At 63.9% G+C, this 11,289-nt stretch carries 9 protein-coding genes; 5 read left to right on the top strand and 4 right to left on the bottom strand.

The window, feature by feature from the left end:
* Positions 1 to 107: 107 nt before the first annotated feature.
* Positions 108 to 1,226, bottom strand: a complete 1,119-nt coding sequence (gene ald / locus IG169_RS17870; protein ID WP_193177606.1) for an alanine dehydrogenase — start codon at positions 1,224 to 1,226, stop codon at positions 108 to 110.
* 147 nt (positions 1,227 to 1,373) lie between these two features.
* Here ald and IG169_RS17865 point away from each other — a divergent pair, with 147 nt between their 5' ends.
* Complete coding sequence (locus IG169_RS17865) at positions 1,374 to 1,847, top strand: Lrp/AsnC family transcriptional regulator (protein ID WP_193177605.1); 474 nt, start codon at positions 1,374 to 1,376, stop codon at positions 1,845 to 1,847.
* A gap of 328 nt (positions 1,848 to 2,175) precedes the next feature.
* Here IG169_RS17865 and aroA read toward each other — a convergent pair whose 3' ends face one another.
* Together aroA and IG169_RS17855 are read right to left on the bottom strand one after the other, a co-directional pair.
* Positions 2,176 to 3,474: a 3-phosphoshikimate 1-carboxyvinyltransferase gene (gene aroA, locus IG169_RS17860; protein ID WP_193177604.1), complete on the bottom strand. Its 1,299-nt coding sequence runs from the start codon at positions 3,472 to 3,474 to the stop codon at positions 2,176 to 2,178.
* An 84-nt stretch (positions 3,475 to 3,558) separates the two neighbouring features.
* Positions 3,559 to 3,864 carry an HlyU family transcriptional regulator gene (locus IG169_RS17855; RefSeq protein ID WP_193177603.1) on the bottom strand — a complete coding sequence of 102 codons (306 nt, stop codon included), beginning with the start codon at positions 3,862 to 3,864 and terminating at the stop codon, positions 3,559 to 3,561.
* A 148-nt stretch (positions 3,865 to 4,012) separates the two neighbouring features.
* Here IG169_RS17855 and IG169_RS17850 point away from each other — a divergent pair, with 148 nt between their 5' ends.
* The 3 genes from IG169_RS17850 (at position 4,013) to IG169_RS17840 (ending at position 8,407) form a co-directional block, all read left to right on the top strand.
* Complete coding sequence (locus IG169_RS17850) at positions 4,013 to 6,004, top strand: bifunctional 2',3'-cyclic-nucleotide 2'-phosphodiesterase/3'-nucleotidase (protein WP_193177602.1); 1,992 nt, start codon at positions 4,013 to 4,015, stop codon at positions 6,002 to 6,004.
* Between the two features lie 204 nt (positions 6,005 to 6,208).
* Positions 6,209 to 7,165, top strand: a complete 957-nt coding sequence (locus IG169_RS17845) for an alpha/beta hydrolase (RefSeq protein WP_343225672.1) — start codon at positions 6,209 to 6,211, stop codon at positions 7,163 to 7,165.
* 96 nt (positions 7,166 to 7,261) lie between these two features.
* Positions 7,262 to 8,407 carry an AI-2E family transporter gene (locus tag IG169_RS17840; protein ID WP_193177601.1) on the top strand — a complete coding sequence of 382 codons (1,146 nt, stop codon included), beginning with the start codon at positions 7,262 to 7,264 and terminating at the stop codon, positions 8,405 to 8,407.
* A gap of 18 nt (positions 8,408 to 8,425) precedes the next feature.
* Here the strand turns inward: IG169_RS17840 and ilvA are convergent, their stop codons facing one another.
* On the bottom strand, positions 8,426 to 9,679 hold the full coding sequence (gene ilvA, locus IG169_RS17835) for a threonine ammonia-lyase IlvA (RefSeq protein WP_193177600.1): 1,254 nt from the start codon (positions 9,677 to 9,679) through the stop codon (positions 8,426 to 8,428).
* A gap of 133 nt (positions 9,680 to 9,812) precedes the next feature.
* Between ilvA and IG169_RS17830 the strand changes: the two genes are divergently transcribed.
* Positions 9,813 to 11,267 carry a TrkH family potassium uptake protein gene (locus tag IG169_RS17830; protein WP_193177599.1) on the top strand — a complete coding sequence of 485 codons (1,455 nt, stop codon included), beginning with the start codon at positions 9,813 to 9,815 and terminating at the stop codon, positions 11,265 to 11,267.
* The last annotated feature ends 22 nt before the right edge of the window (positions 11,268 to 11,289 follow it).

Genomic DNA, 11,289 nt, shown 5'->3' with positions numbered 1-11,289 from the left:
GTTCGCGCCCGTCGCCCCATCCTTCGGATGCGGTCAACTCTGTTCCTGGCGGGAAATTCGGCCGGTCGCGATCCCGTCGCGACCGGCCGGTACGCCCCTCAGCCCTGTCAGGCAGCCTTCAGAGCGTCCTGTGGAGCGGCCAGCTCGTAGCCGAGCGCATCGGCGACGGCCTTGTTGGTGATGCGTCCGCGATGCACGTTGAGGCCGTTGCGCAGATGCGGATCGTCGACCAGCGCCTTGAGACCCTTGTTGGCCAGCATCAGCCCGTAATAGAGCGTCGCATTGTTGAGCGCCTTGGCCGAGGTGACCGGCACCGCGCCCGGCATGTTGGCGACGCAATAGTGGATGACGTCGTCGATCACATAGGTCGGATCGGAATGGGTGGTCGCCTTCGAGGTCTCGAAGCAGCCGCCCTGGTCGATGGCGACGTCGCAGAGCACGGCGCCCTTCTTCATCCCGCCGAGCATTTCGCGCGTCACCAGCTTCGGTGCGGCGGCGCCCGGGATCAGCACCGCGCCGATCACGGCGTCGGCGACGAAGACTTCCTCTTCCAGCGCTTCGATCGTCGAATAGCGGGTGTGGACGCGGCCGTTGAAGATGTTGTCAAGTTCGCGCAGACGCGGGATCGAACGGTCGATGATCGTCACGTCAGCGCCGAGGCCGACGGCCATCTTGGCCGCGTTCAGGCCGACGACACCGCCGCCGAGTACCACGACTTTCGCCGGCAGAACGCCCGGCACACCGCCGAGCAGGATGCCATGGCCGCCATGCGCCTTCTGCAGCGCGGTCGCCGAAGCCTGGATCGCCATACGGCCGGCGACTTCCGACATCGGGGCGAGCAGCGGCAGGCCGCCGCGGTCGTCCGTCACGGTCTCATAGGCAACGGCCGTGCAGCCGCTTTCGACAAGGCCCTTGGTCTGTTCCGGATCGGGCGCGAGATGCAGGTAGGTGTAGAGGATCTGGTCTTCGCGCAGCATCGCCCATTCGACCGGCTGCGGCTCCTTGACCTTCACGATCATGTCGGACTGGTCGAAGACCTCCTTGGCGCTCTGCACGACCTTGGCGCCGGCTGCGACATAGGCCGCATCGTCGGCGTCGATGCCTTCGCCGGCCTTGGTCTCGACGATCACGGTGTGGCCGTTGGCGACGTATTCACGCACCGAACCCGGCGTGAGGCCGACACGGTATTCGTGGTTCTTGATTTCTTTCGGGCAACCGACGCGCATTTATCTCTCCCTGCTGGACCTGCGTTCGACAGTGTTTTCATGATCGCCGAAAACCATCCGAATGTCCTTGCAAAGACAGGGTTTGCCGGTAACGCTTTTCGTGTATTCTTGTGCGAAGTACGCCATAAACGATGGAAGATTGCACGGATGGAACTCGATTCGATTGATCTCGCGATCCTGGCCGCCCTTCAGGCGGACGGCCGCATGTCGAACTCGGCGCTCGCCGAAGCGGTCGGCCTGTCGCCCTCGGCCTGCTCGCGCCGGCTCGACCATCTGGAAAAATCGGGAACGATCCGCGGCTACCACGCCCGCGTCTCGAACCAGGCGCTCGGCTACACCATGACGGCGATTGTCCACATCTCGCTGTCGGGTCAGTTCCAGAAGACGCTGCGCGAATTCGAGGAGGCGGTCAAACGCTGCCCGAATGTCATTGTCTGCTACCTGATGAGCGGCGAATACGACTACATCCTGCGCGTCGCGGCGAAGGATCTCGCCGATTACGAGCGCATCCACCGCGACTGGCTGTCGTCGCTGCCGCACGTCGTCAAGATCAACTCGTCATTCGCGCTGCGCGAGGTCATAGACCGGCCGAATGTCGGCATTGATCCGGCGCTGGCCTGAGCAATTCCAGGAAAAGTGGAAACCGGTTTTCCGTCCGGAATTGCGTGAAAACAAACTCTCTAGAGCCTTTCAGGGATAGATAGAAGCATTATGCCGGAGCAGGTTTGTCCCGAGATCGAGGGATCTGGCGCAGGCCGTGCCGGGGGCACGGTCAAGCCGGAGCCCGAAGGCATCGGGACAGACATGCCCGGCCCTTCGGGTTTCCGTCCGGCGGGCGCCCGCTTTGTCGGCGCGCTTGCCCGTAGCCCCGCTACGCGCCGCGCGCGCCTTCGCGCGGACCGCCGCACCGGACGAGAAACAGAATGTTTCTATCTATCCCTGAAAGGCTCTAGGGCGACGTTTCGAGATTCTCGTCGGCGACCCGCAATTCCACGCCCAGCGCCGCCAGCGTGTCCCAGTAACCCGGAAAGGTCTTGGCGACGCAGCGCGGATCGAGAATGGTGATGCCTGTCGTTTTCAGTCCCGCCAGCGCGAAGCTCATTGCAATGCGGTGATCGGCAAAGCTGTCGATCCTGGCGTCGACATGCGCTCCCGCAAGCTTCGGATTGCCGTGGACGATCAGGTCGTCGCCCTCTTCTTCTGCCAGGCCCCGCCGGATGCGGTTCAGCCCCTGTGCGAGCGCGTGGATGCGGTCGCATTCCTTGACGCGCAGATTGGCGATGCCGGTAAAGCGCACCTGCGTCTGGTTGTAGGCCGCGAGTACGGCAAGCGTCGGAATGGCGTCCTGCATCTGCGAACCCTCGATCACCGAAGGCATGCGCGGGAATTTCGAGATCACCCCGTAGGCCCGCGCATCCGGCTGGGTGAAGGCATGCGCGGCCACGCCGAGATCGATCGATCCGCCGGTGAGCGCTTCGGCTGCCCACAGATAGGTCGCCGCCGAGGCATCCGGCTCGACATGATAATCCGTCGCCCGGTAGGCGCCCGGCTCGACACGCCATTGTGCGATGCTCACGTGCTCGACCTCCACGCCGAAAGCCCGCATCGACGACAGCGTCAGATCGACATAGCCGCGCGCGCCGATCTGCGGTCCCGTCAGGGCGATTTCGACTGGTCCGGACGCCAGCGGCGCCATCATCAGCACCGCCGACACATACTGGCTCGACAGGGCGCCGTCGATTTCGACGCGGCCGCCACGGAAACCGCCCGTTCCGTGCACGGTCACCGGCGGACAGCCGCCGATCGATTCCGCGTCGACGCCCATCGAGCGTAGCGCGACGACCAGCGGGCCGATCGGCCGCTTGCGCATGTGTTCGTCGCCGTCGAGAACGACCTCGCCATTGACCAGCGCAACCGCCGCGGCAAGGAACCGCGTCGCCGTACCGGCATTGCCGAGAAACAGCGGTTTTCCGGGCGACTGCAAATGGCCGTTGCTGTCCACGACGAAGGTTGTCACGTCCGGTTCTTCGACCGGCACGCCCATGGCGCGCAGCGCGTCCGCCATCAGCCGCGTGTCGTCGCTTTTCAGCGCGCCCGTGATATGGCTGCGGCCTTTTGCGAGTGCCGCCAGCAGCAGGGCGCGGTTGGTGATGGATTTCGACCCCGGCGGCATCGCCTTGCCCGACAACGGACCGCTGACAGGCGTTATCGTCAGCGCGGAAGCTGCAAGATATCCGGTCCCGTACATGGATCTCTCTGGAATCTCTGGTGGATCGGGTCGCAAATCTTGCCTACGGCGCGGTTTGCCTTACGTCAAGTTTGGCCTAACGCGTCAGACCATCCGGTCCTCGCCGCTCCACAGACCGTCGCCATTCTGGTCGATGATGAGGTGCGCCTTGCCGAGCGTCGCCGATTTCGCGCCGGCCTCGTCGGGCAGCAGGTCGGCACGCACGAATTTTCGCTCCACCGTCTCGCCGTCGACGTCCTTTTGCAGCCGGCCGGCAATGCGCCACTGGCCGCCGTCCTTGACCGGGCGGGCAAAGATCTCGACCCCCTTGTAGACTTCGTCGGGGGTTCCGGCGGGCGGTTCGTTTTCGTTCGCGGCAGCGCCGAAAAGGCGTTTCAAGAATCCGGCCATGCATGTCTCCTGTCCCGATACCATGTGGGGCATGATCCGGCCTGTCAATCTTCATCCCTGTCACAGTCTTGACACCAATCTGCAATGCGACTGCAATCGAATCCGGGTTGGGTCAGTCCGGACAAATATTCACAGACGGGAGCGTAACATGCCTGCAGGACAATCAACCATCGGACAGCATTCCATCACCCGCCGTTCGCTTCTTGCCGGCGCCGCGGCGACCGGCGCGCTGGTTGCGCTTCACCCGTTCTCGGCGCGCGCGCAGGCGAACCAGGCGCATCTGCGCATCATGGAGACGACCGACATCCACGTCGCGGTGATGCCCTACGACTACTATGCCGACAAGCCGAACGACACGCTGGGCCTTGCCCGCACCGCCTCGATCATCGATGGTTTCCGCAGCGAAGCGACCAACACCATGCTGGTCGACAATGGCGACTTCCTGCAGGGCAATCCGATGGGCGACTGGATCGCCTATGAGCGCGGCATGGACGGCACCGGCGCCCATCCCGTCATCAAGGCGATGAATCTGCTCGGCTACGATTGCGGCACGCTCGGCAACCACGAGTTCAATTACGGTCTGTCCTTCATGGACAAGGTCGTCGCCGGGGCCAATTTCCCGGTCGTCTGCGCCAACCTGATCAACGGCTCGCAACTTGCGGCCAATCCGCGCGACGACAAGCTTTACGCCAAGCCCTACATCATTCTCGACCGCACGGTCACCGACGGCGCCGGCCAGCAGCAGCAGATACGCGTCGGCCTTATCGGCTTCGTGCCGCCGCAGATCATGGTGTGGGATTCGCGCCACCTGCAGGGCAACGTGATGACCCGCGACATCGTCGAAACGGCGAAGGCCTGGGTGCCGCAAATGAAGGAGAACGGCGCGGATATCGTCGTCGCCCTGTCGCATTCCGGCATCGACGGCAACAAGACCGACCTGATGGAGAACGCCTCGCTGTTCCTCGCCGGCGTCGAAGGCATCGACGCCGTCTTCACCGGCCACCAGCACCTCGTCTTCCCGGGCAAGAGCTTCGAGGGCATCGCCGGTGCCGACATCGAGAAGGGCACCCTAATGGGCAAGCCCGCCGTCATGGCCGGCTTCTGGGGCTCGCATATGGGCCTGATCGACCTGATGGTCGAGAAGTCCGGCAACAGCTGGAAAGTGGTCGATTCCACCGTCGAGACGCGGCCGATCTACGAACGCGTCGAGCGCGAGGTCAACCCGCTCGTTAAAAGCGACCGCAAGCTCGAACTGGCGGTCGCCGAAGAGCACGCCAGGACGCTCGCCTATGTCCGCACCCCGGTCGGCAAGACCTCGGCCCCGCTCTACTCCTACTTCGCGCTGGTCGCCGACGATCCGTCGGTGCAGATCGTCAGCCAGGCCCAGATCTGGTATGTCGGCGACATCCTCAAGGAGGGCGAGTACAAGGACCTGCCGATCCTGTCGGCGGCGGCGCCCTTCAAGGCGGGCGGACGCGGCGGCCCGGACTACTACACCGACGTCCCGGCCGGCTCCATCGCCATCAAGAACGTCGCCGACCTCTATCTCTATCCCAACACCGTGCGCGCAATGCTGATCTCCGGCGCCGACGTAAGGGAATGGCTGGAAATGTCGGCCGGCATCTTCAAGACGATCGAGCCGGGCTCGTCCGACCAGCCGCTGATCGCCGATGACTTTCCGTCCTACAATTTCGACGTGATCGACGGCGTGACCTACGAGATCGACCTGTCGAAGCCGCGCAAATACACCTCCAAGGGCGAGATCGAGAACGCGGATTCCCGCCGGATTCAAAATCTTCATTTCAACGGACAACCGATTGACCCGGAACAGAAATTTGTCATCGTCACCAACAATTACCGGGCCGGCGGCGGCGGCAATTTCCCGGGTGTTTCCGCCGACAAGATCATCCTCGAGGCGCCCGACACAAACCGCGACGTGATCGTCCGCTACATCGTCGAACAGGGCACGATCAATCCGTCGGCCGACGCCAACTGGAAATTCGCGTCCCTCGACGGCACGACGGTGACCTTCGAAACCGGGCCGAAGGCCGCAGACTATATCGGCGACGTGAAGTCGGTGAAGATCGAAGCCGCCGGCGAAGGCGAAAACGGTTTCGCGAAATACCGCATCACGCTCTGACCTTCAGAACCGGATGCAGGCAATCGCCGTCCCCCGGGGACGGCGATTTGAATTCCGCCTCCGGCGCAGATTGCCAATCTCGCAACTGACCTTTACGAATACGTCAAAATTCACCCGCGTGCCGGCAACCGCCTGCCCCCGCGTTTCCAGTTTGTGGACATGACTGCGAAAGAACCGAAAAAAGGCCGCTCACGGATCAGGCTCGTGCTCTATCTCCTTCTTCTGGTCCTCGTCGCGGGAGCCGCCGTCTGGATTTTCGGGCCGGGCGAGCCGGTCGATCTGACCGTCCGCTTCGATCCAGCATCGATCGGCGAGGACATCGACGCCTGGCTCGCCGCCGAGGAAGCGAAATTCGACGACATCCGCCCGAACGCCGTCAAGGAGATCGTCTGGGCCTATCCCGCCTCGCATGCCAGGACGCCGGTCGCACTCGTCGACCTGCACGGATTTTCCGCCGCCAAGGGCGAAATCCGCCCGGTCCCGGACATGGTGGCGAAGGAACTCGGCGCCAACCTGTTCTTCACGCGCCTCGCCGGCCACGGCCGAAGCGGCGACGCCATGGCCGAGCCCACGGTCAATGACTGGATCCAGGACGCCGCCGAGGCGGTCGCGATCGGCAATCGAATCGGCGAAAAACTCGTCATCGTCGGCGTTTCCACCGGCGCGACGCTGGGCGTCCTCGCCTCGACGCTGCCCGAGCTGAAAGACAAGATCGCCGGGCTGGTGCTGATCTCGCCGAATTTCGCGATCAAGGACCCCTCGGCCGCGCTGCTGACATTTCCCTTTGCGCGCAGCTTCGTCCCGCTCATTGCCGGGCGCGAACGCGGCTTCGAGCCCGGCAATGAGGCGCAAGCCGCCAACTGGACCTATCTCTACCCGACCGTCTCGCTACTACCGATGGCCGCATTGGTCAGGCGCACCGCGGCACTGCCCTTCGAAGAGTTCAGGATTCCGGCCCTGTTCATCTATCATCCCGGCGACACGGTCGTCGACGAGTCGGTCACCGCCGAGGTCGCCAGGCGCTGGGGCGGACCGGTCAAGACCCTCGTTCTCGACAGTTCCGACTCTCCGTCGAACCACGTCGTTGCCGGCGACATCGTTTCGCCGTCCAACAACCGCCGGGTCGCCGATGCCATCGTCGATTTCGTCAATGGGCTCTGATTTGCCGTGCCTAAGCCGGATGTCGCATTGCCGCGCAGTTGAAAAGTCCGGCGCAATCCTGACAATAATGGCCAGCTAATCGCAAAGCGGAACAACATGCAGGCCCACGATCGCTTCCGGAACCTCGTCTACGGCATGGCGCTGGCGATCATGATCGGCTGGATCCTGTATATCGGCCAGAATGTTTTCGTTCCCGTCATCGCCAGCGTCATCCTCGCCTATATCGTCGTCGCGCTCGCCCGCCGCATGCAGCAACTGCCGATCATCGGAAAGCTGCTGCCGGGGCCGGTCCGCTTCCTGATCTCGCTGCTGGTGATCGCCTTCATCATCACCGGTTTCGTGTTCCTGATCATCGCCAACATCAACCAGGTCATCGCGCTGGTGCCGCAATACCAGGTCTCGCTTCTGCGCATCATCCAGGGGCTGGCGGTGCAGTTCGGCTTCGAGACCGAGCCGACCTGGGCGACCATCCGCCGCGACGTCTTCGGCGAAATCCGGCTGCAGTCGCTGATCGGCTCGACGGTCACCTCGATCTCGGTCCTTGTCGGTTCGGTATTCGTCATCACCGTCTATACCGGCTTTGCGCTCGGCGAGCGGCGGCTGTTCGCGCGCAAGCTCTCCCGCATGGCGACCAACCCCGGCGACAGCGCCCTGATCAGCCAGATCGTCAACACCATCAACGACCGCATCGGCGACTACCTTGCCGCCAAGACCTTCGTGAATCTCGTTCTCGGCCTGATCTCCTATGTCGTGATGATCCTGATCGGGCTCGACTTCGCCGCCTTCTGGGCCGTGCTGATCGCGCTGTTGAACTATATCCCCTATATCGGCTCGATGGCCGGCGTCCTCGCCCCGACGGCGATCGCCATCGTCCAGTTCGAGGGCGACTGGTCGATGATCGCGACCTGTTTCCTCGGACTGACCTTCTGCCAGATCTTCGTCGGTAGCTTCCTGGAGCCGAGCCTCATGGGCCGGTCACTCAATCTCAGCCCCTTCGTCATCCTCGTCTCGGTGACGGCCTGGGGCTCGATCTGGGGCATATCCGGCGCCCTCCTGTCGGTGCCGATCACCGCGATCCTCGTCATCGTCTTCTCGGAATTCGAGGGCACTCGCCCGATTGCAATCCTGCTGTCGCGCTCCGGCCGGATACCGCCGCAGCGCCACAAGGCGATCAGGGCCGCCGTGGAGGCGGACCCCGACGCGTTCGCGCTGGACGATCGCACCGGGGAAGAGGAAATCTGACCGCCGGCGCCGGCGCGATCACACCAGCAGGCCGGCCATCAGCTCGTTTTCGGAAATGTCCTGCCAGGCCAGCCCGTTGTCGTTCATCCGCGCCATCAGCCCGGCGAAATTGGCCGGGTTCTTGGTCTCTATGCCGATCAGCACAGAGCCGAAATTGCGCGCCGATTTCTTCAGATATTCGAACCGGGTGATGTCGTCCTCGGGTCCGAGCAGGTTGAGGAAGTCCTTCAGCGCGCCCGGCCGCTGCGGCATGCGCAGGACGAAATATTTCTTCAGCCCCTCCGACCGCAGCGCCCGTTCCTTGACCTCGGCGAGGCGCTCGAAATCGAAATTGCCGCCCGAGACGATGCACAGGATCGCCTTGCCGGACCGGTCGCGGACGGCGAGATCCTTCAGCGCGTCGATGGCGAGCGCACCGGCCGGTTCCAGCACGACGCCCTCGACATTGAGCATTTCGATGATGGTCGTGCACAGCCGGTCCTCCGGCACCAGCACCACCTGGCTTGCCGGATAGCGCTTCAGGGTGTCGAAGGTGCGTTCGCCGATCTGCCCGACGGCGGCGCCGTCGACGAAATTGTCGAACCGCTTCAGCGCCACGCGTTCGCCCTTTTCGAGGCTCGTCTTCAGGCTTGGCGCGCCGGCCGGCTCGACCAGCGTGAATTGCGCGCCCTGCCCGGCCGCGTCGAAATAACGCGTCAGCCCGCTCGCCAGTCCGCCGCCGCCGACCGCGACGATCACCCGGTCGAACGCGACCCCGGCCGGCGCCTGTTCGAGCACTTCCTGCGCGACCGAGGCCTGCCCCTCGATGATGTCGTCATGATCGAAGGGCGGCACCATGACGGCGCCCTCGCTTGCCGCATAGTCGAGCGCGGCGCGGTTGCAATCGTCGAAATAGTCGCCGACGAGGCGGATCTCGATGAACTCGCCGCCGAAGGCGCGCGTCTTGTCGATCTTCTGTTGCGGTGTCGTCACCGGCATGAAGATCACGCCCTGCTTGCCGAAGTGGCGGCAGACGAAGGCCAGCCCCTGGGCGTGGTTGCCCGCCGACGCGCAGACGAACGGCCCGTCGACGCCTTCGGACAGACGTTTGCGAATGAAGTTGAAAGCACCGCGAATCTTGTAGGATCGCACCGGCGACAGGTCCTCGCGCTTCAGGAAGACGCGGCATCCGGCCTTCTGGCTCAGGAAGACGTTTTCCTGCAGCGCCGTTTGCGGGAACAGCTCGCGCATGGCGGTGGTGGCGTCGGCGACGGCGGACAGGAAATCGGGCATGGGCGGCGTTCCGTATGGCGCGAGGATGTCAATTAGCGGTGGCGCTTGGTCGAAAGCCGGTCTATAGGCGCGCTGCCGGTTTGGCCAGAGTGCCCCGATCGGGCATGCTGGCGTCCGGAAAGCAGGAGAAGCCATGAAAGGCAGAAACTTGCGCGCGGCGATACACGTCAGCGCGGTCTTCGCGACCTGGCTCGCCGCCCTGATGCTGGTCCCGGCATTGGCGGATCTCTACTACGGCAATCCCGACTGGGCCGTCTTCACCATTTCCTCGGCGGTGATCGCCGCGCTGTCGATCATCGTCACGGCGGCGACGCGCGGCATCCGCCCGGCCTATTCGACGCGCTTCGCCTTCCTGCTGGTCAATCTCCTGTGGCTGACCTTTGCCGTCGCCGGCGCCGTTCCCTTCGTCGAATCGTCGCTGCATATGAGCCCCGCCGACGCCTTCTTCGAATCCATGTCCGGCATCACGACGACCGGCTCGACGGTGATTTCCGGCCTCGACCACCTGCCGCCGGGCCTGCTGCTGTGGCGTTCGATCCTGCAATGGGTCGGCGGCCTCGGCGTGATCGTGCTCGGCATGTTCATCCTGCCCTTTCTGAAGATCGGCGGCTCGTCGGTCTTCAAGCTGGAGTCGTCGGACCGCTACGACCGCCCCTTTTCGCGCCTGACGACCTTCGCGCGCTCGATCGTCGCGATCTATGTCTCCTCGACGCTGGCCTGCGCGATCCTCTACGCGATGAGCGGCATGACCGCCTTCGACGCCGTCAACCACGCCATGACGACGCTGTCGACCGGCGGCTATTCCACCCATGACGCATCGTTCGCCTATTTCCAGAACCCTTTGACACAATGGATCGCCATCGTCTTCATGCTGATCGGCGGCATCCCGTTTACCGCGCTGGTCGTCCTCATGCTGAAGGGCCGCTTCGACACATTCAGGGACAACCAGGTCCTCGTCATGGTCGGCTATTCGGCATTCCTGTCGATCGCCGTGGCGATCTATCTCGACGTCACTGGCATCGCCGACCTCTTCCACGGCGTGACGCTCGCCACCTTCAACATCGTCTCGATCATCACCACCACGGGCTACGCCAACGCCAATTACCTGGCGTGGGGCCCCTTTGCCGTCGGCGTGATCTTCATCGCCACCTTTCTCGGCGGCTGTTCGGGCTCGACCGCCGGCGGCGTGAAGGCCTATCGCTGGATCGCGCTGTTCGGCAACCTGCGCCGCGCCGTCGACCGTTTCGTCTATCCGAGCTCGGTGGCCAGCGTCCATTCCGGCGGCCAGACGATCAGCGAGGACACGCTCGACGTCGTGCTCCTGTTTTTCGCCGCCTACATGCTGATCTGGTGTGGCCTGTCGCTGATCGTGACGCTCACCGGCATCGACTTCATCACCGCCTTCACCGGCGTGCTGACCGCGCTGTCGAATGTCGGCCCCGGCATCGGCGACGTCATCGGCCCGGTCGGCAATTTCGCCTCGCTGCCCGACACCGCGAAATGGATTCTCTCCTTCGCCATGCTGCTCGGCCGCCTCGAGATCTTCACCGTCCTGGTCCTGCTGTCGCCGGCGTTCTGGCGCGAGTGAGGCATGTCCGGCCGCAGGCCGG

The sequence above is a fragment of the Oricola nitratireducens genome (assembly GCF_014904745.1).
GTDB lineage: Bacteria > Pseudomonadota > Alphaproteobacteria > Rhizobiales > Rhizobiaceae > Oricola > Oricola nitratireducens.
The sequence above is the reverse complement of the archived record's forward strand: the minus strand, read 5'-3'. Positions and strand labels throughout refer to the sequence as shown.